Annotated in this window: 25 protein-coding genes and 2 pseudogenes; 15 read left to right on the top strand and 12 right to left on the bottom strand. The window is 60.7% G+C overall.

Annotation, left to right across the window (positions count from 1 at the left end; genetic code table 11):
* Positions 1–14 precede the first annotated feature (14 nt).
* A complete protein-coding gene (locus tag KUO17_RS15205; RefSeq protein ID WP_217976366.1) occupies positions 15–476 on the bottom strand; it encodes a PAS domain-containing protein in 462 nt (153 codons plus the stop codon).
* 139 nt (positions 477–615) lie between these two features.
* Between KUO17_RS15205 and KUO17_RS15200 the strand changes: the two genes are divergently transcribed.
* The 3 genes from KUO17_RS15200 (at position 616) to KUO17_RS15190 (ending at position 3,267) form a co-directional block, all read left to right on the top strand.
* Positions 616–1,071 carry a flavodoxin gene (locus KUO17_RS15200; protein ID WP_217976365.1) on the top strand — a complete coding sequence of 152 codons (456 nt, stop codon included), beginning with the start codon at positions 616–618 and terminating at the stop codon, positions 1,069–1,071.
* Between the two features lie 268 nt (positions 1,072–1,339).
* Entirely contained in the window at positions 1,340–2,245 is a 906-nt protein-coding gene (locus KUO17_RS15195; RefSeq protein WP_217976364.1) for an alpha/beta fold hydrolase, read from the top strand.
* A gap of 110 nt (positions 2,246–2,355) precedes the next feature.
* Positions 2,356–3,267, top strand: a complete 912-nt coding sequence (locus KUO17_RS15190; RefSeq protein ID WP_217976363.1) for an SDR family oxidoreductase — start codon at positions 2,356–2,358, stop codon at positions 3,265–3,267.
* Positions 3,268–3,560: 293 nt separating this feature from the next.
* Here KUO17_RS15190 and KUO17_RS15185 read toward each other — a convergent pair whose 3' ends face one another.
* On the bottom strand, positions 3,561–4,346 hold the full coding sequence (locus KUO17_RS15185; protein WP_217976362.1) for an IclR family transcriptional regulator: 786 nt from the start codon (positions 4,344–4,346) through the stop codon (positions 3,561–3,563).
* 119 nt (positions 4,347–4,465) lie between these two features.
* Between KUO17_RS15185 and hmgA the strand changes: the two genes are divergently transcribed.
* Genes hmgA through maiA form a run of 3 tightly spaced genes read left to right on the top strand, consistent with a single transcriptional unit; the run spans position 4,466 to position 7,701 of the window.
* Entirely contained in the window at positions 4,466–5,767 is a 1,302-nt protein-coding gene (hmgA, locus tag KUO17_RS15180; protein ID WP_217976361.1) for a homogentisate 1,2-dioxygenase, read from the top strand.
* Positions 5,768–5,769: 2 nt separating this feature from the next.
* A complete protein-coding gene (gene fahA / locus KUO17_RS15175; RefSeq protein WP_217976360.1) occupies positions 5,770–7,062 on the top strand; it encodes a fumarylacetoacetase in 1,293 nt (430 codons plus the stop codon).
* 12 nt (positions 7,063–7,074) lie between these two features.
* Complete coding sequence (maiA, locus tag KUO17_RS15170; RefSeq protein ID WP_217976359.1) at positions 7,075–7,701, top strand: maleylacetoacetate isomerase; 627 nt, start codon at positions 7,075–7,077, stop codon at positions 7,699–7,701.
* Between the two features lie 97 nt (positions 7,702–7,798).
* On the opposite strand, the gene KUO17_RS15165 is transcribed toward maiA, so the two are convergent.
* Positions 7,799–8,605 carry a SirB1 family protein gene (locus KUO17_RS15165; RefSeq protein WP_217976358.1) on the bottom strand — a complete coding sequence of 269 codons (807 nt, stop codon included), beginning with the start codon at positions 8,603–8,605 and terminating at the stop codon, positions 7,799–7,801.
* Between the two features lie 116 nt (positions 8,606–8,721).
* Between KUO17_RS15165 and KUO17_RS15160 the strand changes: the two genes are divergently transcribed.
* Positions 8,722–9,744, top strand: a complete 1,023-nt coding sequence (locus KUO17_RS15160; RefSeq protein WP_217976357.1) for a Leu/Phe/Val dehydrogenase — start codon at positions 8,722–8,724, stop codon at positions 9,742–9,744.
* A gap of 3 nt (positions 9,745–9,747) precedes the next feature.
* Here KUO17_RS15160 and KUO17_RS15155 read toward each other — a convergent pair whose 3' ends face one another.
* On the bottom strand, positions 9,748–10,011 hold the full coding sequence (locus KUO17_RS15155; RefSeq protein ID WP_217976356.1) for a YebG family protein: 264 nt from the start codon (positions 10,009–10,011) through the stop codon (positions 9,748–9,750).
* A 258-nt stretch (positions 10,012–10,269) separates the two neighbouring features.
* Here KUO17_RS15155 and KUO17_RS15150 point away from each other — a divergent pair.
* Together KUO17_RS15150 and KUO17_RS15145 are read left to right on the top strand one after the other, a co-directional pair.
* Positions 10,270–10,512, top strand: a pseudogene (locus KUO17_RS15150) (phosphate-starvation-inducible protein PsiE); the annotation flags it as partial.
* A 144-nt stretch (positions 10,513–10,656) separates the two neighbouring features.
* Entirely contained in the window at positions 10,657–11,109 is a 453-nt protein-coding gene (locus tag KUO17_RS15145; RefSeq protein ID WP_217976355.1) for a phosphate-starvation-inducible protein PsiE, read from the top strand.
* A 110-nt stretch (positions 11,110–11,219) separates the two neighbouring features.
* On the opposite strand, the gene KUO17_RS15140 is transcribed toward KUO17_RS15145, so the two are convergent.
* The 3 genes from KUO17_RS15140 to KUO17_RS15130 are packed head-to-tail and all read right to left on the bottom strand — an operon-like array spanning position 11,220 to position 13,734.
* Positions 11,220–12,107 carry a DUF4435 domain-containing protein gene (locus KUO17_RS15140; protein WP_217976354.1) on the bottom strand — a complete coding sequence of 296 codons (888 nt, stop codon included), beginning with the start codon at positions 12,105–12,107 and terminating at the stop codon, positions 11,220–11,222.
* The gene (locus tag KUO17_RS15135; protein WP_217976353.1) at positions 12,104–13,363 is read right to left on the bottom strand and encodes an AAA family ATPase; all 1,260 of its coding nucleotides are present in this window, start codon (positions 13,361–13,363) and stop codon (positions 12,104–12,106) included. Before KUO17_RS15135 ends, KUO17_RS15140 begins: the two co-directional genes overlap by 4 nt.
* Positions 13,364–13,404: 41 nt before the next feature.
* Positions 13,405–13,734, bottom strand: a complete 330-nt coding sequence (locus KUO17_RS15130; protein ID WP_217976352.1) for a hypothetical protein — start codon at positions 13,732–13,734, stop codon at positions 13,405–13,407.
* 573 nt (positions 13,735–14,307) lie between these two features.
* Between KUO17_RS15130 and KUO17_RS15125 the strand changes: the two are divergent.
* A pseudogene (locus KUO17_RS15125) lies at positions 14,308–14,553 on the top strand (phosphate-starvation-inducible protein PsiE); the annotation flags it as partial.
* A gap of 7 nt (positions 14,554–14,560) precedes the next feature.
* Here KUO17_RS15125 and KUO17_RS15120 read toward each other — a convergent pair.
* The 5 genes from KUO17_RS15120 to KUO17_RS15100 form a co-directional block, all read right to left on the bottom strand.
* Complete coding sequence (locus KUO17_RS15120) at positions 14,561–14,869, bottom strand: DUF3509 domain-containing protein (RefSeq protein WP_217976351.1); 309 nt, start codon at positions 14,867–14,869, stop codon at positions 14,561–14,563.
* Positions 14,870–15,002: 133 nt separating this feature from the next.
* A complete protein-coding gene (locus KUO17_RS15115) occupies positions 15,003–15,416 on the bottom strand; it encodes an HPF/RaiA family ribosome-associated protein (RefSeq protein WP_217976350.1) in 414 nt (137 codons plus the stop codon).
* Between the two features lie 280 nt (positions 15,417–15,696).
* Positions 15,697–18,036, bottom strand: coding sequence for a TonB-dependent Fe(3+) dicitrate receptor FecA (gene fecA, locus KUO17_RS15110; RefSeq protein WP_217976349.1), 2,340 nt, complete (start codon positions 18,034–18,036; stop codon positions 15,697–15,699).
* Between the two features lie 90 nt (positions 18,037–18,126).
* Positions 18,127–19,056 (bottom strand): FecR domain-containing protein, encoded by a 930-nt coding sequence (locus KUO17_RS15105; protein WP_217976348.1) that lies wholly within the window; start codon positions 19,054–19,056, stop codon positions 18,127–18,129.
* Positions 19,053–19,553 (bottom strand): sigma-70 family RNA polymerase sigma factor, encoded by a 501-nt coding sequence (locus KUO17_RS15100; protein ID WP_217976347.1) that lies wholly within the window; start codon positions 19,551–19,553, stop codon positions 19,053–19,055. The genes KUO17_RS15105 and KUO17_RS15100 overlap by 4 nt, the downstream gene beginning before the upstream one ends.
* 208 nt (positions 19,554–19,761) lie before the next feature.
* Between KUO17_RS15100 and KUO17_RS15095 the strand changes: the two genes are divergently transcribed.
* From KUO17_RS15095 to KUO17_RS15075, 5 genes are all read left to right on the top strand, one after another.
* Complete coding sequence (locus tag KUO17_RS15095) at positions 19,762–20,067, top strand: DUF3649 domain-containing protein (RefSeq protein ID WP_217976346.1); 306 nt, start codon at positions 19,762–19,764, stop codon at positions 20,065–20,067.
* Complete coding sequence (locus tag KUO17_RS15090) at positions 20,064–21,641, top strand: PepSY-associated TM helix domain-containing protein (RefSeq protein WP_217976345.1); 1,578 nt, start codon at positions 20,064–20,066, stop codon at positions 21,639–21,641. The genes KUO17_RS15095 and KUO17_RS15090 overlap by 4 nt, the downstream gene beginning before the upstream one ends.
* Positions 21,641–21,961, top strand: a complete 321-nt coding sequence (locus KUO17_RS15085; RefSeq protein ID WP_217976344.1) for a DUF3325 domain-containing protein — start codon at positions 21,641–21,643, stop codon at positions 21,959–21,961. The genes KUO17_RS15090 and KUO17_RS15085 overlap by 1 nt, the downstream gene beginning before the upstream one ends.
* A gap of 4 nt (positions 21,962–21,965) precedes the next feature.
* Positions 21,966–22,541: an RNA polymerase sigma factor gene (locus tag KUO17_RS15080; protein ID WP_341869620.1), complete on the top strand. Its 576-nt coding sequence runs from the start codon at positions 21,966–21,968 to the stop codon at positions 22,539–22,541.
* Positions 22,538–22,780: DUF4880 domain-containing protein (locus KUO17_RS15075; RefSeq protein ID WP_217976343.1), on the top strand; the 243-nt coding region annotated here is incomplete at its 3' end. The genes KUO17_RS15080 and KUO17_RS15075, both read left to right, overlap by 4 nt.

The following is a 22,780-nucleotide window of genomic DNA, read 5'->3' as shown; positions in this document are numbered from 1 at the left end:
CAAGCGTCACTTAGTTACTGCCGTTCGTCGGATTCAAGTGCCTTGATCCGCGCCTGAGCTTCGGCCAGTTGTGCTTCAAGCTGCGCCATGCGCTGTTGCGCCTCTACCTGCAGGCTCACATCCTTCTGGATGCCGATGAAATACTTGAGCTGGTCGTCTTCGTTGTACACCGGCGTAATCGACAGCTCGTTCCAGAACGTGGTGCCGTCCTTGCGGTAGTTGAGCAGCACTTCACGGCACGGCTGGCCACTGCGGATCGCCTCGCGAATGCGCGCACGGGCGGCCGGGTCGCGGTGTTCGCCCTGCAAGAAGCGGCAATCGCGGTACAGGATGTCATTGGCCGAGTAGCCGGTCAGGCGTTCGAACGCCGGGTTCACATAGATCAGGATGGTGTCGTCGTCGCCTTCCTGTTCGGCCACCACGATCCCGTCATTGGAGGCATCAATCATACGGTGCAGCAATTTGGCATTGATCATCGACTTGGACCGAAAAGGAGTGGAGGCGAACAACCCATCGATTCTAGTGCATTGACCCGCACGGGGCACCCACACCTGAGGCCTTTTGCCAGTGTGCGGTGTTAGTATCCTGCGCTTTTACTCTGTTTCGGGATTTGCTATGAAAGTTGCCATCCTTAGTGGTTCGGTCTACGGCACCGCCGAAGAAGTCGCTCGACATGCCGAGTCGCTGCTCAAGCGCGCGGGTTTCGACGCCCAGCACTTCAAGCGCGCCAGCCTTCAGGACCTCCAGGGCTTCGCCCCGCAGGCGTTCCTGGCGGTGACCTCGACCACCGGCATGGGCGAGTTGCCCGACAATCTTGCGCCGCTGTTCAGCGAAATCCGCGACGTGCTGCCGGCTGCCTGGCGTGGTTTGCCGGGCGCAGTGATCGGCCTGGGCGACTCCAGCTACGGCGACACCTACTGTGGCGGCGGCGAGCAGTTGCGTGAACTGTTTGCAGAACTGGGTCTGATCGAGATTCAGCACATGCTGCGCCTGGATGCCAGTGAAACCGTCACCCCGGAAACCGACGCCGAGCCGTGGCTGGCCGAGCTGGTGGTCGCGCTGCGCGGCTGAGCACAGGGCACCGCAAAGGGGCGGGCTCAAGCCCTCGCCCCTGTTTGTGGCGCCACAGTTACGTCACCGTACGTGACTATTTTCTGCGCTGACCCGATAGGCCAATAAGCTGGCTGCCAATGCAACTCGGTGCTGCGACAGTCGCCACTAGACTGTCAATCAATAGAGCACACGAATGTGCCGAGGTGATTGCAATGACCGCAGCCAATGCCGTGCCCGACGAAGCGTTGCCCAACCGTAGTTACATCCTCCTGTCAGGACCTGCGTGATGCCACTCGCCGAGATTCCCTTGAGTGTCTGGCGTACCCGCGGTCGCAGTTTTACCTTCCGCCACCAGACCATCCGTTACTGGACGGCAGGGCAAGGAGAGCCCCTGCTACTGCTGCACGGGTTTCCCACCGCCAGTTGGGATTGGCATTACCTGTGGCAACCGCTGGCCCAGCGCTTTCGCCTGATCGCCTGCGACATGCTCGGCTTTGGCGATTCGTCCAAGCCGCTGCGCCATGACTATAGCCTGCTGGAGCAGGCCGACCTGCAGCAGGCGTTGCTGGAGCACCTGGGGGTGCGCGAACCGGTGCACCTGCTGGGGCATGACTATGGCGCCAGCGTCGCCCAGGAGTTGCTGGCCCGCCACCATGAAGGGCGGGCGCAGGTGGCCAGTTGCGCGTTTCTCAATGCCGCGCTGTTTCCGGAATGTCACCGCCCCTTGCTGGTGCAGAAGCTGCTGCTCAGCCCGTTGGGTTGGCTGGTGGCGCGCACGTTCGGGCGCGACGATCTGGTCAGGAACGTCACCCAGATCTACGGCCCGTGCACGCACCCCAGCGAGAGTGCGCTGGATGACGGCTGGAGCCTGATCGCGTCCAATCGCGGCAATCGCATCCTGCACAAGCTGGCCGCCTGTGTGCCCGAGCGCATTGCCCGGCGTGAGCGCTGGGTCAGTGCCCTGCAGCAGGGCGGCGTACCGCTGCGCCTGATCAACGGCGCGGTCGACCCGGTGTCCGGGGCGCATGTGGTGGCGCGCTACCACGAACTGGTGCCCGACCCCGATACGGTGACCCTGCAGGGTATCGGCCATTATCCGCACACCGAAGCACCGGTACAGGTGCTGCGCCACTACCTGGCGTTTCGTCAGCAACCCTTGCCGGGCCTGGCGTTGAAAGTCGCCTGGTCCTGAGTATCGTCCTGCCTTATTGCCTGCCATTCAGCGCCTGCCCGGATGATTGTCCGGGGCCGGGCGCTGGCTGACACTGCCTGCCTTGTCCCTTGCCCTGCTGGAGAATGGTGATGACCGAAGCGATACGCCTGGATGAAAGAGTTGTGATCGTGACCGGTGCCGGCGGGGGGCTGGGCCAGGCCCACGCGCTGCTGTTCGCGCGCCATGGGGCCAGGGTGGTGGTCAACGACCTGGGGGGCTCAGCCCAGGGCGAGGGCGCCAATGCCTCGGCGGCCGACCGGGTGGTGGCGCAGATCCGCGCCGCCGGCGGCACGGCGGTGGCCAGCCATGAGTCGGTCACCGAGGGCGCGCGCATCGTCGAGCAGGCGCTGGATACCTACGGGCGGGTCGATGTGCTGGTCAACAACGCTGGCATCCTGCGTGACAAGACCTTTCACAAGATGGACGACAGCGACTGGGAGCAGGTCTACCGCGTGCACGTCGAGGGCGCCTACAAGCTCACCCGCGCCGCCTGGCCACACCTGCGCGAGCAGAACTGGGGGCGGGTGATCTTCACCTCGTCCACCTCGGGTATCTATGGCAACTTTGGCCAGGCCAACTACGGCATGGCCAAGCTGGGCCTGTATGGCCTGACCCGCACGCTGGCGCTGGAAGGGCGCAAGCACGACATCCTGGTCAACGCCATTGCGCCTACCGGCGGCACACGCATGACCGAAGGGCTGATCCCGGCGCAGGTGTTCGAGCAGCTCAAGCCCGAGCTGATCAGCCCGCTGGTGGTGTACCTGGGCAGTGCGCAGTGCCAGGACAGCGGCGGCCTGTATGAGGTGGGCGGGGGCTGGGTGGGCAAGGTGCGCTGGGAGCGCAGCCTGGGCGTGGGCTTTGACCCGCAGCAGGGCATCAGTGTGGAGGACATCGCCGCGCACTGGCAGGCGATTGGCGACTTCGACGGCGCGGTGCACCCGCGTGACAGCCTGGAGGCGCTGCAGCAGATGATGGCCAACCTGCACAAGTTCGCCGGCTGAGCTCGCCGCACAAATAAAAAAAGGCCGCTGCACAAGCAGCGGCCAAAAAAGACGTGGATCAAGGAGCTTCAAAATCAACGTCGGTGAACCTGAAGGGGGATGGTTCAGCGTGTCAGAGTCGTACTCTAGGGGGAGAGGATTAACCTGGCATTAATGGCTGACCCACCGGCCCAGCACTTGGCGAAAACCCGTTTCGCTGCAAGCCCGGCAAGAATAGACACCCCGGCACCGCAGAAAAATACGCCTTTCTGACATTCACTGTTGCGCTTGTGGCAACAGTGCACCAACGCGGGTCACGGTGCGGCTTCATAGCCCATGCGCCAGCTGATCGCCTGCGCGGCGGCCAGCAATTGTTGCGCCGCCGGCCCTTGCTCATCGGCATGGAAGATCGACGCGGGGCCCACCACCGTCAGCACCGCAGCGATCTGGCCCATGGCGTTGAACACGGGCGCCGACAACGCATCTACCCCCGGCATCAGCAGGCCATGCACGTGGTGCAGGCCGCGCTCGCGGATCCTGGCGAACACCGGCACGTAGTCGCTGGCGCGCTGCCCGAGGTCCGCCAGCTCCTGATCACGCAATTCGATGGTCTCGCGCTCAGGCAGGTACGCGCCGAACACCAGCCCGGTGGACGAGCTGAGCAACGGCAGCACCGAGCCGATCTGCGTCACCACCGTGACCGCGCGCACGGCCGGTTCGATGTTCACCACGGTCGCGCCCCGATTGCCCCACACCGCGATGAAACAGCTTTCGTTCAAGTCGTCACGCAGATGCGACAGGGGCAACGCCGCCACCTTCAATACATCCATGCCGCCCAGCGCGGCCAGCCCCACCCGCAAGGCTTCACGGCCCAGCCCGTAATGGTTGGTGGCCGGGTTCTGCTCGGCAAAGCCGCTGGCGATCAGCGCCTGCAGGTAACGGTGCACCTTGCTGGCCGGCATCTGCACATGCTCGGCCAGGCGTGACAGCGAGGTGGCCGGGGAGAGCTGGGCCAGGGCCTTGAGGATGTCGGTGCCGACCTCGGCAGAGCGGACCTTCTGTTTGCCGTTGGTCTCGGCGGCGGGGCTGGTTTTGCTCATGGCAGGAAGGGTCCGTGGTGGCAGGTGGGCGTCTTTATAGCTTGACGGGTGGCAGGGATCAAATTACGTTATGCGTAATCAGTTTACGATAATAATAATGCAGCACCACTGGAGGCTCGATGAACGTCGATTCCACTCCCGCTGTCGCCTACCAGAGCGGCTTCGGCAATGAATTCGCCAGCGAGGCATTGCCCGGCGCCCTGCCGGTCGGCCAGAACTCTCCGCAAAAAGCGCCCTATGGCCTGTACGCCGAGCTGTTTTCGGGCACCGCGTTCACCATGGCGCGCAGCGAGCAACGGCGTACCTGGTTGTACCGCATCCGCCCCTCGGCGCTGCACCCCGCGTTCGAGCGCCTCGAGCGCCAGTTGAGCGGCGGCCCGCTGGGCCCGGTCACCCCCAACCGCCTGCGCTGGAGCCCGCTTGCGATTCCCGCCGAGCCGACCGACTTCATCGATGGCTGGGTCGCGATGGTGGCCAATTCGGCGTCCGAGAAGCCGGCCGGCATCAGCGTCTACAGCTACTGCGCCAACCGCTCCATGGAGCGCGTGTTCTTCAATGCCGATGGCGAGCTGCTGCTGGTGCCTGAGCAAGGCCGCCTGCGCATCGTCACCGAACTGGGCGTGCTGCTGGTCGAGCCGCTGGAAATCGCCGTGTTGCCGCGCGGCCTCAAGTTTCGCGTTGAGCTGCTCGACAGCCAGGCGCGTGGCTACCTGGCCGAGAACCATGGTGCACCACTGCGTATCCCCGACCTTGGGCCGCTGGGCAGCAACGGCCTGGCCAACCCGCGTGACTTCCTGGCGCCGGTTGCGCACTACGAAGAGCATCAAGGCCCGGTCGAGCTGGTACAGAAATTCCTCGGCGAACTGTGGGGCTGCCAGTTGCAGCACTCGCCGCTGGATGTGGTGGCCTGGCACGGCAACAACGTGCCGTACAAATATGACCTGCGCCGCTTCAACACCATCGGCACGGTCAGCTTCGACCACCCCGACCCGTCGATCTTTACTGTGCTCACCTCGCCGACCAGCGTGCCGGGCATGGCCAACCTCGACTTCGTGATCTTCCCGCCGCGCTGGATGGTGGCCGAGAACACCTTCCGCCCGCCATGGTTCCACCGCAACCTGATGAACGAATTCATGGGCCTGATCCAGGGCGAATACGACGCCAAGGCCGAGGGTTTCCTGCCCGGTGGTGCGTCGTTGCACAGCTGCATGAGCGCCCATGGCCCCGACGCCGAAACCTGTGCCAAGGCGATTGCCGCCCAGCTTGTGCCGAGCAAGATCGACAACACCATGGCCTTCATGTTCGAGACCAGTCAGGTGCTGCGCCCTACTCGCCATGCGCTTGAATGCCCGCAATTGCAGGCCGACTACGATAAGTGCTGGGCCACCTTGCCGAGCACCTTCACCCCGAATCGGAGATAACCATGAACCAGTCCGCCATTGCCCGCAGTTGGGTCGAACACGCCAACGGGCATAGCGATTTCCCGCTGCAGAACCTGCCGCTGGGTATCTTCAGCCGTGGCAGCGAGGCGCGTCGTTGTGGTGTTGCCATCGGTGACGCGATCCTCGACCTCGAGGCCGTGCTGGCAGTCGGGCTGTTCGAGGGCCAGGCCAAGGTAGCCGTACAAGCCACCCGTGGCGGCGCGCTGAATGCCTATTTCGAGCTCGGCCGCGAGGCCCGCGTGGCCCTGCGCGCACGCCTGCTCGAGCTGCTGGGCGCAGACAGCGCGCATCAGGCGGCCCTTGTTCCGGCGTTGTACCCGGCCAGCGAGTGCCAACTGCACCTGCCTGCGCGCATCGGTGATTACACCGACTTCTATGTCGGCATCGAGCACGCCAAGAATGTCGGCGCACTGTTCCGCCCCGACAACCCGCTGCTGCCCAATTACAAGTACGTGCCCATCGGCTATCACGGCCGTGCCTCGACCATTCGCCCCTCGGGCACCGACGTGCGCCGGCCCAAGGGCCAGACCCTGCCGGCAGGGCAGGCCGAGCCGAGCTTCGGCCCGTGTGCGCGGCTGGACTACGAACTGGAGCTGGGCATCTGGATCGGCCAGGGCAATGCGATGGGCGATGCGGTTCCGATTGCCGAAGCCGCCGAGCACATCGCCGGTTACTGCCTGCTCAACGACTGGTCGGCACGCGATATCCAGGCCTGGGAATATCAGCCGCTGGGGCCCTTCCTGTCCAAGAGCTTCATCTCGACCATCTCGCCATGGGTGGTCACCGCCGAGGCACTGGGGCCGTTCCGCTGTGCCCAGCCTGCGCGCCCCGAGGGTGACCCGCAGCCGCTGTCGTACCTGCTGGACAAGCGTGACCAGGCGGCGGGCGCCTTCGACATCGAGCTGGAGGTGCTGCTGCTGACCGAGCGCATGCGCGAGCAGAACCTGCCGGCGCACCGCCTGACCTTGAGCAACACCCTGAGCATGTACTGGACCGTGGCGCAGATGGTTGCCCACCACAGCGTCAACGGCTGCCAGTTGCAGCCAGGCGACCTGTTCGGGTCTGGCACCTTGTCGGGCGCCAGGCCTGGCCAGTTCGGCAGCCTGCTGGAAATCACCCAGGGCGGCAAACAGCCGATCGAGCTGGCCAGTGGCGAGGTGCGCACGTTCCTCGAAGACGGTGACGAGATCATCCTGCGTGCACGCTGCACGCGTGAGGGCGTGGCCTCGATCGGCTTTGGCGAGTGCCGCGGCAAGATCCTGCCGGCCAAGTGAGAGGGTAGGGCGATGGACCTGTATACCTACTACCGTTCGACCTCCTCGTACCGGCTGCGCATCGCGTTGGCCCTCAAGCAGCTGGACTACCAGTCGCTGCCGGTCAACCTGCTCAAGGGCGAGCAGCGCCAGGCCGAGTTCCTGGCGCTGAACCCGCAGGGGCGGGTACCGGCGCTGCGCATTGATTCGGGCGAGTTGCTGGTGCAATCGCCGGCGATCATCGAGTACCTGGAGGAAGTGTATCCACAACCTGCGTTGCTGCCGGTCGAGCCGGTGCGGCGTGCGCAGGCGCGTGGGGTGGCGGCGCTGATCGGCTGCGATATTCACCCGTTGCACAATGTCAGCGTGTTGAACCAGTTGCGTGGGCTGGGGCATGACGACAGCCAGGTGAATGCCTGGATCGGCTACTGGATCACCCAGGGGCTGGCGGCGGTGGAGCAGATGATCGGCGAGGCGGGGTTCTGTTTCGGCGATGAGCCGGGGCTGGCGGATGTGTACCTGATCCCGCAGCTGTATGCGGCTGAGCGGTTCAACATCGACCTGTCGGCATGGCCGCGCATTCGTCGCGTGGCGGCGTTGGCGCAAGAGCATGATGCGTTTGTGCAGGCGCATCCGTCGCGCCAGCCTGACACTCCCTGAGCATTGCGCAAGCAATGCTGGCCGCCAGCTCCCACAGGGTTTTGTGAGCACCGCAAATACCTGTGGGGCTTGCCAGCGAAGAAGCCAATACAGAGCGTCAGTGCATCGAAGGCGTAGGCGGCGGCAAATGCCCCAACCGCTCCGTCAGCCTCAAGCGCTGGATCGGATCATCGGTCAGCATCAGCGCATGCTCCAGGTCGAACCGCTCTGCCTGCGGGCACTCCAGTCGTTGATACAGGTTAGCCCGGGCCAGGTAGTCGCTGGCACTGGCCGGCCCCAGCAGCAACACCCGCTCCGCATCCTTGAGCGCCGCCAGATCATCGTCATTGCTGGCGTGCAGCTGGCGCAGGTTGCGCGACAGCCGCTGCAACATCTGCTGCCCACTGGCCGTCACCAGGTGCTCGGCACTCAGCACGATCTGCGGGCCGAACTGGCGCCCCAGCAGCTCGCGGTAATCAGCCGGGTACAAGCGCCGCCCGCCACAGGGATCGAGCAGATGATCCGCCCCCGGCACACGCAACAGAAAATGCCCCGGAAAATTCACCCCTTCCAGCGGGATCGACAAGCCCCGCGCCAACTCCAGCGTCAGTAGCGCCAACGCCAGCGGCTGCCCGCGACGACGTTGCAGCACTTTGTCGAGCAGCGCCGCCTGCGGGCGCAACGGATGATATTCGTCCTGCTGAAAGCCCAGTGCATTGAGCGCGCGCAACAGCGGCTGGGCCAGCTCGCTCACCGGCAGCATCGGCAGGTTCTGGCTGACCTCGCGTTGCAAGGCCAGCAACTCGCCCATTACCCGCGCCGGTTGCACACAGGGATCGTGTTCGGCAGCGATCCACAGCGCCGCCTCGAACAAGGCGACGGGGTGGCGTTCCAGGCAGGCCAGGCAGGCTTGGCGTGGGGGCATGGCAATCTCCGCTCAAGCTATTGTTGTAGCGCTGGTGTGCGCTTTCGTCCAGTGGCGCAACGCCCGCTGCGCCGACGCCTATACTGGGTTCAGCACTGTCTCCCGAGGGCCGGGCAATGTTCGCTCTCATGCAAAGTACACGCACGCACTCACTGCACCTGTGCATCGACCCGGCTACCGGGTTGAAGGCGGTCATCGCGATCCACAACGAACGCCTGGGCCCCGCCTTGGGTGGCTGCCGCTACCTGGCCTACCCGGACGACGACAGTGCCATGAGCGATGCCATACGCCTGGCCCAGGGCATGACCTACAAGGCCGCCCTGGCGGGCTTGCCGCTGGGTGGTGGCAAGGCTGTGATCATTCGCAATCCGCATGTGGAGAACCGCGCGGCGTTGTTCGAGGCGTTCGGGCGTTTTGTCGACAGCCTGCAAGGGCGTTACATCACTGCCATCGACAGTGGCACCTCGACCCTGGACATGGACTGTATCGCCCAGAGCACCCAGCATGTCACCAGCACCACGGCGGCAGGTGACCCTTCCCCGCATTCGGCCATGGGCGTGTTCGCAGGCATCCGCGCCACGGCGATGGCACGCCTGGGTACGGACAATCTGGAGGGGTTGCGGGTGGCGGTGCAGGGCCTGGGCAATGTCGGCTTCGCCCTGGCCGAGCAACTGCACGCGGCAGGGGCGGTGTTGCTGGTGAGTGACCACGACCCGGGCCGGGTGCAACTGGCCATGGAACAGCTCAATGCACACCCGGTGGCCAGCGAAGCGCTGGTCAGCACGCCGTGTGACATCTTTGCCCCGTGCGGGCTGGGGGCGGTGCTCAACAGCCAGAGCGTGATGCAACTGCGTTGCGCGGCCGTGGCTGGCGCTGCCAACAACCAGCTGACGCACCTGCAGGTGGCCGATCAGCTGGAAAACCGCGGCATTCTGTATGCCCCGGACTACATCATCAATTCCGGTGGGCTGATCTACGTGGCACTGACCCACCAGGGCCATGAGCTGGGCACCATCACCGCGCACCTGGCACGGATACCAACCCGGCTGACTGAAGTATTTGCCCATGCCCAGGCCGAAAAAACCTCACCAGCCCGGGTGGCTGCCGTGCTTGCCGAGCAATTGGTGTACAACGCCTGAGGTTTACTCGGCCGGGGGGTCGAGCAGCAGTTCCGACAGCGCGTCGGGCTGGCTCTTGAAGGCCTTGGCGAACACGTCGCGGTTCTTCGCCATGTAGATACCCGCTTCCTCGACCTGCTGTTCGCTCAGCGACGGCACGGCTTTTTGCAGCACCTCGGCGAGCAGTTCGGCCAGCTCGAGCATTTTGTCGTGACGGTCTGCTTCAGCTTTATCCATGAACAAGCGCTCCAGATCGCGGCTGCTGCGGTATACCACTTCGACGGCCATTCATCACCTCACATGCCTTTCGATAATTGATGTGTACGAGTACTGTGTTTTTATACAGGTAAAAGCATAAGGCAAACCACCGCGTTTGGGTAGTGGCATTTTTATAGCTCAGATTGATTGCACACGGCATGCAGGTTTGGTGCCTTGCGGCAATCGGTCGCCTTCTCAACCAGGGCCTCTGGCCTTTTTACTGCATGCAGGCAAAGCGTCACCTGCGTGGCGCATCCTCCTCCCGTCGTTTCCAAGGAAATTCGCATCGTGAACATCAAATGGGCTGAAAAAGTGCGCAAGGGTCTGCATGGCTCGGCAGATTCTGTGGGCAATCTTTGCGTCGAGGCCTTTCATTACCTGGCGTTGTTCGGTATCGGCGGGATCACGGCCTATGCGGCTGTGTCGGCGTTCATGGAGATGCTCGGCAAGGGCGGGGTGAGTGTCGATGACATCCTGCTGCTGTTCATCTACCTGGAGCTGGGGGCGATGGTGGGGATCTACTTCAAGACGAAGGTCTACGTTACTAACATTCTCCGTAGTGGTTACCAGATGCTTAAACGCCCTGATAACGCTGGGGCGTGGTGTGCATGACCAGCTTCTGATGCGCCGTGTGGTTGGTTTGATTCGCTCAATTTATGAACAGTGGTGGTTACGATGACGCAAGAAGTGAAATGGGCTGAAAGCCTGCGTAAAAAGCTGCATGGTGGTGCTGATTCGATTGGCAATTTATTTGTAGAAACGTTTCATTATCTTGCGCTTTTCGGCATCGGAGCAGTGACAGTTTATGCAGGAATTTCTGCGTTTTTAGGAATGCTTCAACAACCCAAAATAACGGTGGATGATATTTTACTGTTGTTTATCTATTTAGAGCTGCTAGCTATGGCAGGTATTTATTTTAAAACTAATCACATGCCTCTGAGGTTTTTGCTATATATCGGTGTTACTGCTTTGATTAGATTGTTGATTAGCGATGTCTCACATCATAACGCCCCGGATCTTGGGATTATTTATGTGTGTGGTGGGGTATTGCTGCTGGCTTTTTCAATTTTAGTCGTTAGATATTCCTCGTCAAAATATCCATCAGTCAAGGATAAGAGCGAGACGTGAAATCCGTTAGTGAGGCTCGTTATTAACGTTCGAGCCTTAATTTTAATTAGGGTTTATATTATGCGAATGCCGTTATTCTCTGGTTTGCAGACGGTTAAAAAGCTCGTTTTCTAGAAACTTGCCTCTGCTAAGCGGAAGACCTGATTGTAATAGCCTGAAATTTGAGGGTCATATTCGCTAATGCTGATTTTTTCCATGGCGTTCGCTATCAGATAGTCTGCATGTTGTCTGTTAAGAGTTTTGCTGCCTGTGAATTTTTTATAGTGGTCCGTCAATACTCCAAACCCAAATTCAGCCATTAGTTTCCCGTAGCAATCGATTGCTGGAACTATACGGAATTTCCCATGGTATTTAAACGGTATCTTTTTATTGCTTTTGACGGCTTTGATAGTAGCCTTGAAAGAATCTCTCTTTACCTTAAAAGGTACGCCGTTAAATACATCGACTAATGTTCCGAAATCCTCTGGGATTCCAGGTAGTTTTTGCATTGAACACAATACATCAAAAAAAACCAGGCGGTTAACTCGCTTGAAAAAGACATCATAGCTATCGTGAATGGCGGTTATTAGATCGTCCGGAATTTTTCCGTTAGGGTGCAGTTCGCAAAGAGCAGAAATTAGAACTCCAGCCCTCCATGCATCATTTTCCCAGCTGTATCCGAAGGTATATATAACTCTTGGGTGATTTATTATTTCGTCGCTATGTGCATCGTGGTCTCTATCCATAACTGCGACACAGTTTTTAGAGTTTTCAAATGCAATTTTTTTAGCGTACAGCAGTACATTATTTTTTCCTCCCAATGACTTTATTCTGATTTTTTTCTCAGGCCAGTATTTTTTAAATACGGCTTTCCAAAAAATTGAATCTATGGACCATATATTGCACTCTGTGTCGTCTATAGGGTTATTTAAGTTTCCGCCTTCAGAGAAAATGATAACGTCAGTCTTTAAGAAGGCGTTGTAGTTAGAAAGTCCGTCCGAAGACCTAGTAAAACTCATTTTATGCAGTTCTCCATGTGGGTCAATTGGCCCTGGAACTGTCCCACAACATCAGGTGAGTGAGTGGCGAAAATGATTTGGGCAGAGGGGTTTAAACTTTTAATGTTGCTGGCTAGTTTTTCTTGCCAATCAATGTGGAGAGAAAGTTCAGGCTCGTCAGCCATGTATATATAAGTTCTACCTTCTTGAAGGAGAGCTTCTGCCAAAATAATAAGTATCTGTTTTTCACCCGAGGAAAGCTGTTGCGGGGTCAAGATTTTCCCTGACTGAGTTTTTATAGTGATTTCATTTCGCTCAGTCAGTGTGATGGTTTTTCGTTGCATTAATTTGTTCAAAAGTGCAAGAAATTTTTCTCTCGATGCAAGTAGTTTATTTTTTTCCAGGGTGACATATTCCCAGAAGTCTACCGAACGTTCGATGCGCTGTAAGTCAAAGATTGTCATGATTTCTGACGGTGAAAGCTCATCGCTACTTTTTATCTTGGATTGTAGTGTTTCAACAGCTTTGAAGTGTTTGTCTATTTTTTTGTCATAGTTATTTTTGTCTATTTGGAATTGCGCAAATATCTGCAAAAGCGTAGTTTTGTCTTTTTCGATTTTTTTTGGTGAGGGTATTATATTTTCTGAAACTTTCTCTCCTGATAAAAGCGACAGAAAAACTTGCTCTTGGAAGCCTTCGTATAGGCGGTTTACTTGCTTTCCTATTGCTGAAAGGTATCTGACTAGGCGGTTTGATATATCATCTAACTTGTTGTCTAGCGGTTCTGCGGAGTTCTCGTTGCTGCCATTTATTCGTTGCACAGAAAGCCATGTTAAGCTGACAAGCTCGTCAAGATGTTTTCTTAAGGTTTTACTTGCTGCGGATCTGCCGGCCAAGCGCATCCTAATTTGATAGGCACTGGAGCTAAAGTTGTCGAAGTTTTCTAAGTCTGATATCTCGTAAGTAAATGGCTTGTCTGATGCATTTTCAGATATTTTGTAACTTACCTTAAAGAAAGGTGATTCATTATCTCGAATTGCTTCGATAGATGGCTTTTTTCTTGATCCGGGCTCTTTTAAAGTTATCTTTACACTATCAAATTCGTATCTAGACAACGAAGCTTTGTCTGCCTGCAAAACACCTGCAACTAAGTTGAGCATCGTGGTTTTTCCAGAACCATTCGCTCCAATTATAAAGTTAAAGTCATCAAAGGTTTTGACAGTTACAGAATGGATTCCCCAGAATCCCTTAATTTCTATTTGATCAATAATATTCATCTGAATTCCGCAGTGGCGTTAATTTTGGTGCTATTAAGTGTTCAAAAAATCTGGGGTTGATAAAGAGGTGTTGTCATGGTTTGGAGTTGCTGACTCTTTATTTGCTGGCCGCATGCATGATAAAAGTTGTTATCTCCAGATGCTGTTCTCATAGCCATTACCGCTTGGTCGATGGTGGCTCCCTTATAAAAGATGTGATTGTAAAAGGCTAAATAAGCAACGGTTACATCTGATTGGAGAACCGGTCCGGTATTACCTACTAAGAAGTTGAAGGCGCTATCATAGGCATGCGCCATGCTTGATGCGTTAATTCCGTTGCAAGATGCCATGCATACATAAGGGTCATATCCCTTAATGATGTTGTGGTTCATTAAGAGTGACCTAAGATGTGGCCAGTTTATGAATGTGTTGTCTGTCAGTGCTATACCTTCGTTAGCGCCGTGCATACATAAGTGTATAAAGGGGTATGCGTTCGATGTTGGAGTCGTCTGGAAATTTTGGATGCAAGTTTGGAGCTTTCGTGTAAACGCTAATTCAAAGCTATTTTTGTTTGTGGCGAGGGTATAAATGGTAGGTATGCGTATTGCTCTTAAGGTATCCCGCAGAGCCATACCGATACTATAACCTTCAAAAAGATCTTGGCTAGAGGGTGAGTCTATGATGTAGGCGAAGGGGATGTAATTCTGTAACTGTTGGAGGTTTATCATGTTAATCCTTTAACCTGTATGAATCTGGATAATTTCGTTAGCCGTCTGGCTTTTTATAATTCTTACCGAGCGTGACCCTACGCTCGTCCGACACGCACATTTATCAAAGCTACTAAAATGCCATCACGCTGTCCATAGCGTAACTGCCAGATTCTTCGATGATTGGTTATAGGCTAGCGTTTGGGGGATTTTAGCTGACTAATAAAAACCAAAAAATTATTTGTAGAAAATCAGGGCGGCCACAGATTCAAGACCAACCACATGCCCATCCGCTTCCTGCTGTACGTAGCGATTACCGCGCTCACGCGCCTGCTGATCGGCGACGTGTCGCACCACAAGGCCCCCGATGTGGGCCTGTTGTATGTATGCGGCGGGATTCTGTTGCTGTCGTTCTCGATCCTGGTGGTGCGCTACGCCTCGTCGCGTTACCCCTCCACCCGGGCCATCGATGCCAATGGCAAGGAAATCGACGAGGGCAAGTAAGCCAGGCCTACAGCCTGGCGCCGTGCTCGCGTGCGGCGCGCTGGCCGGGCAGGCGTGCACTGTCCTTGGTCATGCTGGCCAGAATGTCGATGGCACTGTGACCCTGCTCGATGGCGATGCCGAAGCGCACACTCTGTATCAGGTGCGCCAGGCGCTTGGGGTCGTTGCGCTGGGCCGGGCTGATCAGGCGCTTGGCAACCACGCCCTGATCGTCGGACAGCGTCAGCATGATGCTGCCGTCCAGCCGCTCGATACTCAGGTTGACCCGGTACTGTTCGGCAAACGCTGCGTTGATCTGTTGGAAGGGATTGGTCATGGCGCGGTACCTGGCAAAGACATGCACTGATTGACCGGGCCTTGGCCGGGTAAGTTCAGGCAACGTTGCAAGGCATGTGCCGAGCGGCCATGAAAAAGGCGAGCCGTGGCTCGCCTTTTTGTTGCCTGCGGGGTCAGGCCCGGCGGGCTTGCAGGTCCTGCTCGTTTTCGAGGAATTCTTCCTGCAGCAGGGCGTCGGGTGCAGGGGCCGCCGCGACCTTGTGAGGCGTGGCGCGTTTGCCGCGCAGCTTGCCGAACAGGTGCTCAAGGGCATGGTCGAGCTTGGTGGCTGCACCATCAATGGCCTGTTCCAGGGTATCGGCCTTGTGGGTGACGGAAATCGGTTGATGGCCTTTTGGGCGTGCCTCCATCTGGCAGCGCAGGTCGTGGGGGCCTGGCTTGTCGCCGTTCTCATCGCGCAGGTGGACTTCGATGCGGGTGAGGTCTTCTTCGTAGCGTTCGAGCGTGCTTTCTACCGTGCTGCGTACCCACTCTTCGAGACGGGCACTGCTTTGGATATGGTTGTCGCTGTTGACTTGGATTTGCATAGTTCAATCCCTTATTCAGCTAGCTCGCAAGAGATTCGATGAGGGCCAAGGTGGCCTGTGGAAATCATCGCCTCTTGACTACAAGGTCAGGCAGTTGGAGAAACTTTTCAAGTCCTTGAAGAAGAAAAATATTTTGAGGCAATTAATCGTGTGAAGGGGTGTCTGGGGCTGAGGTAGATCAACATGAGCGGCGTTGAACCCTTCGCTGGCAAGCCAGCTCTCACAGGTACAGCGCTGATTCCTGTGGGAGCTGGCTTGCCAGCGAAGCGGACACCTTCGATCAGAAGGCGACCGAGGTCTGCAGGTATACCGTACGCGGCTCACCCACGTATTTGCCCTTGTTGTTGTCATCGAACGAGCGCGTGAAGTATTGGTGGTTGAAGATGTTCTTCACCCCCACCGCCACGTTCAGGTTCGACAGTTGCGGCCCGAAATCGTACCCGGCGCGGCTGCTGAACAGCATGTAGCCCGGGATCCGCCCGGCGGCGCCGTTGGCACTTTCGGCAGAGGTGTTGGCATTGTCGGCGAACTGGCTGCTCTGATAGGTGCTGTCCAGGTTCAACTGCCATGGACCTTCGGTGTAGCCGACCCCCAGCGTTCCCTTGTGTTTCGATGAGAACGGCACACGATTGCCGCGGTTAGGCCCCTCTTCGCGGATGGTCGCGTCCACGAACGCATAGCTGGCATACACATCGAAACCGGCCAGTGCCGGGTTCAGCCCGTCCAGAGCGTACTTCACGCTGCTCTCCAGGCCCTGGTGGTGGGTTTCGCCGCGGGCGATCACGTCGTCGGTGGTCTGGTTGCTTTCGTACTGGTTGTCGAAGTTGATCAGGAACACGCCGGCCTCGGCCTGCAGGTTGCCGTTGTCGTAGCGTGTGCCGACTTCCCAGGTGCGGGCTTTCTCGGGCTTCACTTCACCCTTGTTCACGCGGTTGGGCATCTGGCTGTACTGCACGCTGCCGAACGAGCCTTCGGTATTGGCGTAGAGGTTCCAGCTGTCGGTCAGGTGGTACATCACGTTCAGCGCCGGCAAGGCGGTGTTGTAGTCGCCCTTGTAGTCGAGGCGCTTGAGGTTGTTGCTCTGCTGCGACTTGATCCTCTCGTAGCGGATGCCCGGGGTGATGGTCCAGCGGCCGATGTCGATGCGGTCATCCAGGTACAGCGCATGGGCGTCGGTGCTGCCACGGGTGTCGCGGTCGTTGGGGCTGGCCGTGGTGGGCAGGCGGTCGTCGCTGACGTTCTCCATGTAGCGCAGTTCGTGACCGGCTTCGTTGATATAGCGGTAGCCCAGGCCGACCTCGTGATGGCTGTCGCCCAGCGCGAAGCCCTGGGTGAAGCGGGTCTCGATGCCGCGTACCCAGTACTCGCGTGGCGACAGCGAGATCGAATTGTTCTGTACCAGGTAGCCGCTGCGCAGGGTCTTGGTGAAGAAGCTGTTGACGCTGAACTGGCGCTCGCCTTCCTGGTAGTCGTAGCCGACGTTGACCATCGTGCGCCGGCCCCAGAACTTGTCCTGCAGGCGGGTCGACTGGTACGGGTCGGCGTCGTAGTCGGCCACGCTCAGGCCGCCGGGCATCTGCGCCTCGCCTTCATAGTACTGGGCCATGGCGTGCAGGCTGTTGGCCTCGTCCAGTTGCAGCTTGCCCTTGAGGATCAGGTCGTCGATCTGCGTATCGCTGTGCTCGCGCCAGTCGCCGCCGCGGGTGCCGGAGTACAGCAGGGCACCGCCCAGGCCGTTGTCGGCGGTGCCGCCGGCCAGCAGGTTGGCGCTGCTCTTGAAGCCGTCATGGCTGGAGGACGGGCTGGTCTGGGTCTGCAGGCCGGCCTTGACGGTGGGGGCGTCGGGGATGGCGCGGGTCACGAAGTTGACGATACCGCCCACGTTCTGCGGCCCGTAGCGCACCGCACCGCCGCCACGCACCACGTCCACCGCGTCCATGTTGCCCATGCTGATCGGGGCGAACGACAGCTGCGGCTGGCCATACGGGGCGAAGGGCACCGGCACGCCGTCCATCAGCACCGTGGAACGCGACGCCAGGCGCGGGTTGAGCCCGCGAATACCGAAATTGAGCGCCATGTCGTGGCTGCCGGTGCCGTTGTTTTCCGGTGCATTCACGCCCGGGATGCGGTTGAGCACTTCGCGTGCGGTGGTCGCGCCGGTGCGTTCGAACTCCTCGCGGCGGATCACGTCACGGGCGCCCGCGTGGTCGAACACGTTGTCCTGTGCAGCGTCGCCCAGCCAGTCACCGACCACGCTGGAGCTGCCCAGCTCGACCGCTGCGCCGGATGCCGCCTGGCTCAGCGGCTGCAGGGTGTAGGCATTGCCGCCTTCGGCGCGCGCTTGCAGGCCAGTACCTTCGAGCAGCACGTCCAGGCCCTGCTGCGGGGTGTACTGGCCCTCCAGGCCGCGGCTTTGGACGCCAGCGGTCACCTGCGAGCCGAAGGAGATCAGCACGCCGCTCTCGCGGCCGAACTGGTTCAGCGCGTTTTCCAGCGCAGTCGGCGCGATGTGATAGGCACGGGTGTCCGCGTCGGCGGCCTGCAGCGGTGCGATGACGGTGAAGGTGAGGCTGGCGCCGAGCAGCAGGGCGTGGGCGAGGGGCGTGAGTCGAAGCGGCATGCAAAGGGTCCTTGAGAAGGTCGAGGCAAAGGGTTCTGCCTTCTCTGTCACGCGAGATGAAAAAACGGCTCACGACGAGTGCAAATATTTTCAGGCGCGGGCTTCGACGGTGACCCAGTAGCGGGTAAAACGCCGCACGCGTACCGGCAGCGCCACTTCCAGCAGGTCGAGGATGCGTTCGCTGTCGGCCAACGGGTAGCTGCCGGAAATCAGCAGGTCGGCCACCGCCGGGTCGTAGTTGAGCTGGCCACGGCGGTAGCGGCCCAGGTCGTCGAGAAAGTCCCCCAGGCGCATGTGTGCGGCCACCAGCATGCCGTCTACCCAGGCGCCGGCGTTGGCGTCCAGCGGGCCACTGGTGCTCCAGCGCGGGCCCTCGAAGCGCGCCTGCTGCCCGGTCTCCAGGCGTTGCCCGGCCAGCCGCGCACTGCCGTTGAACACCCCGACGCGGCTATGCCCGGCCAGTTGACGCACATTGAAGCGACCACTCGACAGGTCGAGCAGGCCGTGGCCGGTCAGCAGGCGCAGTGGGCGCGGGTCGTCGGCCACGTTGAGCAGCAGTTCGCCTTCGAGCAGATGGATCAGGCGCTGGTCGCGATCGAAGCGCACATCGGCGGCGCTGGCGGTGTTGAGGTGCAGCACGCTGGTATCGTCCAGGCGCATCTGCCGGCGCTGGCCCAGCGGACTGCGGTAATCGGCCAGCAGCGGTGGCAGCGGGTTGTGCTGTTGCAGTGCGAGCCCGCAGGCGCTGCCCACGCCCAGGAGCAACAGGGCCTTGAGCGCACGGCGCCGGCTGGCCGAGCGGGGTGCCTGCAGGGCGGCGTGGGCCAGCGGCGACGACAGCCCGCGCAGGCGCTGGTTGACCCGCTGGATGTGCTCCCATGCGCGGCGGTGCTCGTCGCTGGCCTGCAGCCAGCGTTCCATGGCCACCTGCTGGCGGCTGTCGAGGGCGCCGCCTTGCAGCTCGATCAGCCAGTGCACGGCCTGTTCGGCGACCTTGGGCGAAAATTCCTGCGCGTTCACCGGGCGAAGTAGCAGCGCAGGGCTGCCTTGTTCAGGTGGCGCTTGACCGTGGCCAGGGAGATGCCCAGCTGGCTGGCGATCTCGCCGTAGCTCAGGCCGTCGACCTGGGCCAGCAGGAAGGCGCGTTTGACCTGCACGGGCAGGCCGTCCAGCAGGCGGTCGAGTTCGATCAGGGTTTCGAGGATGATCGCACGGTGCTCTTCGCAGGGGGCGACGTCTTCGGGCAGTTGCGCCAGGGCCTGGTAATAGGCGCGTTCCAGGTCCTGGCGGCGGTAATGGTTGAACAGCACGCGCTTGGCCACCGTGGTGAGAAAGGCGCGGGGCTCGTTGAGGACGGGTGTTTCGCGCGCCTGCAGCAGACGCATGAAGGTATCCTGCGCCAGGTCGGCGGCGTTGTGCGGACAGCCCAGGCGTTGCCGCAGCCAGCCGGTCAGCCAGTTGTGATGGGCGCTGTAGAGGCCTTCGAGCGAAGAGGGGGCGGGCTGGGCGCTGGGCACCGTGTGACTACTCCGGCGCCAGGGGGGTGCGCTAAAGAATAAGAATTGTTCGCATTGTAGGATTTGAAGCCCCAACCTTCAAGCCACAACCTGCAAGCGGCGGCACCGCCGATCTGCTGTTTCTTGAAGCTTGCCGCTTGTAGCTGCTTCTTTGCATCTGCGAATATTAATCATTAATATTACCCCCTCTTCGCACTGGACCGCTGTCATGAAAAGCAAAGCTGCCGGGTTGCCCCTCAGTTATCGCCTGGCCGTGACCTCGCGTAGCCTCGCGGCGCTGTTCGGCGGTTACCTGCTGGCGAGCATGGCCAGCGTATGCATCACCGTGCTGCTACCCATGGCCAAGGCCGACGCCGTGGTCACCGGCATGATGCTGTCGTTCCTGTTCTACCTGGTGGCGTTCCTCTGGTGCTTCGCCTGTCGCAGTGCCTGGCACGCCTGGCTCGGGGTGCTGCTGCCCAGTGCCGTGCTGGCGCTGATCAATGGCCTGGCCTACTGGATGCAAACCCCATGAAAGAAGGATTCCGTCAGGCCATGGCCTGGCTGCACACCTGGGCCGGGCTGATCTTTGGCTGGCTGCTGTTCGCGATCTTCCTGACCGGCACGCTGGCGTACTTCAAAAGCGAAATCAGCCACTGGAGCCAGCCGGAGATCCCGCATCGGCCGCTCGACACCAATGCCAGCCTGACCCTCGCCCAGGGCTACCTGCAACAGCACGCCGGTGGTGCCGCGAGCTGGTTCATCCAGCTCCCCGAAGCCCGCGACCCTACCTTGCGGGTGGGCTGGCGCGCCGCCGGCGCAGGGCGTCGCGACTTCACCGAGAAGGTGCTGGACCCCGCCAGCGGCAACGAACTGCACGCCCGCGACAGCCGTGGCGGCGAGTTCTTCTACCGCTTCCACTTCCAGCTCCAGATGCCTTACCCCTGGGGCCGCTGGCTCTCGACCTTCTGTGCGCTGATGATGCTGGTGGGGCTGGTGACCGGCATCATCACCCACAAGAAAATCTTCAAGGAGTTCTTCACCTTCCGCCCCGGCAAGGGCCAGCGCTCCTGGCTCGACGGGCACAACGCAATCGGCGTGCTGGTGCTGCCGTTCCACCTGATGATCAGCTACTCCAGCCTGGTGATCTTCATGGCGATGGTGATGCCGGCGAGTATCACCACGCTCTACGGGGATGACATCCAGGCCTACTACAACGACATGTTCTCGCGCACCGAACCGGTCAAGGCGGCCGGCACACCGGCAGCGTTGACGTCGTTGGCAGGGCTGTACGCCCAGGTGCGCGAGCAGGCCCCCGGCAGCGAGGTCAGCTGGGTCGAGGTGCAGCATCCCGGCGACCAGAATGCGCGGGTACGCTTCATCCGTTCCGGTGGCGAAGGCGTGGCGCAGAACCGTGGTGCCGGCTGGGTGTTCGATGGCGCGCAGGGCACTGCGCAGGACAGCATCAAGGCGCAGAGCACGCCGGTGGTGATCGCCGCCGGCATGTATGGCCTGCACATGGGGCACTTCGCCGGGCCCATGGTGCGCTGGCTGTACTTCCTGTTCGGCCTGGCGGGCACGGCGGTGATCGGTACGGGCCTGGTGATGTGGCTGGGCAAGCGCCAGCTCAAGCACGCCAAGCGTGGTACCCAGCCGTTCGAGCTGCGCCTGGTCGAAGTGCTCAACATTGCCAGCATGAGCGGCCTGACCCTTGGCGTGGCCGCGTACTTCTGGGCCAACCGCCTGCTGCCGGCCGGCCTCCAGGGGCGGGCCGAGTGGGAGGTCGACAGCTTTTTCGCCGTGTGGGGCCTGTCGCTGCTGCATGCGCTGTTGCGGCCGGGGCGACGTGCCTGGGGCGAGCAACTGTTGCTCGCCGCTTTGTTATTCGCCGGCTTGCCGTTGCTCAACGGCCTCACGACTGACACCGGCCTGGTCCATTCGATGGCCCAGGGTGACTGGATCATCGCAGGCTTCGACCTCACGGCGCTGGGCGCTGGGCTGTTCTTCGCCTGGGCCGCCAACAAGATGCTGCGCGTGCCGGCGGTTGCGCCCACGCGTGCCGCCCGCGTGCCCAAGCCTGCGGCACTCGTCGAAAGCGAGGTGCAGTGATGCTGGCAATGGCGCTCTTGAGTTTTGCCGCCGTGGCGGCCCTGTGCCTGGCCATGGAACGCCACTATCAGGACCTGCTGGGACACAAGCCAACCCCCCGGCGCCTGCGCGGCCTGCGCAGCGCTGGCTGGCTGCTGATCGTCGTGGCGTTGTGCCTGGCGATCCGTGACCGCGGCTGGGCCATGGGGCTGGTGGAGCTGTGTGGTGTGGTGATGGCGGCGCTGTGCATCTGGGTCTTCGCGTGGCCCTACCAACCACGCCTGCTGCTGCGCCTGGCCATCGCCAGCCTGGCCCTGGCGCCTGTCGCGGCGCTGGTCTGACCCGGTGAGCGAGTTGCCCGAGCGGCCAGCCAGCGAGGCCGACGACGCCCCGGGGCGCGCCCGCTTCGTGCAGGTATTCGTGGCCCAGCGTGCGCGCATGGAAAGCCTGGTCAGCCGCCGCGTGGGCTGTCGCGCCACCGCCGCCGACCTGGTGCAGGAGCTGTTCCTGCGCTTCTGGCGCCGCCCGCAGGTGCAGGTCGAGGCGCTGGATACCTACCTGCTGCGCTGCGCAGGCAATATCGCGATTGATCACCTGCGCAGCGAAGGTGCGCGCGATCGCGCCACCGAGGGGCTGGCTACCCCGCACCATGACAGCTATGCCAGCGAGCCTCAGGCGGCACTGGAAGTCGACAGCGACCTGCGCCGCATCGAGGCGGCATTGCGCGCCTTGCCCGAGCGTACCCGGCAGATCTTTTTGCTCAACCGCATTCACGGGCGCACCTACGCCGACATCGCCAAGGCCATGGGCCTGTCCCAAAGCGCCGTGGAAAAACATATGATGCGTGCCCTCGAGGCCTGCAAAGCGAGTATCGACGCTGCGCCGGCCGTGCCCCGCATGCCAGGGAACGCCCCGCGATGAACGCTTCAGCCCACCCTACCGCCGAACAGCAACGCGCCGCCCTGGCCTGGCTGAACCAGATCAACCAGCAGCCGGCGCGTGCCGAGCGTGCGGACTTCAAGCGCTGGCTGCTGGCCGACCCTGCCCACGCCCAGGCCTACCGCGAGGCGCAGGCGCTGTGGCAGCAGACCGCCGCCCCCGCTGCGCGCCTGGCCGGGGAGCAGGCCGAGGCGCTCGGCCACTTGCTGCGCGCCATGGAC

It is taken from the genome of Pseudomonas aegrilactucae, assembly GCF_019168305.1.
Lineage (GTDB): Bacteria > Pseudomonadota > Gammaproteobacteria > Pseudomonadales > Pseudomonadaceae > Aquipseudomonas > Aquipseudomonas aegrilactucae.
The sequence above is the reverse complement of the archived record's forward strand: the minus strand, read 5'-3'. Positions and strand labels throughout refer to the sequence as shown.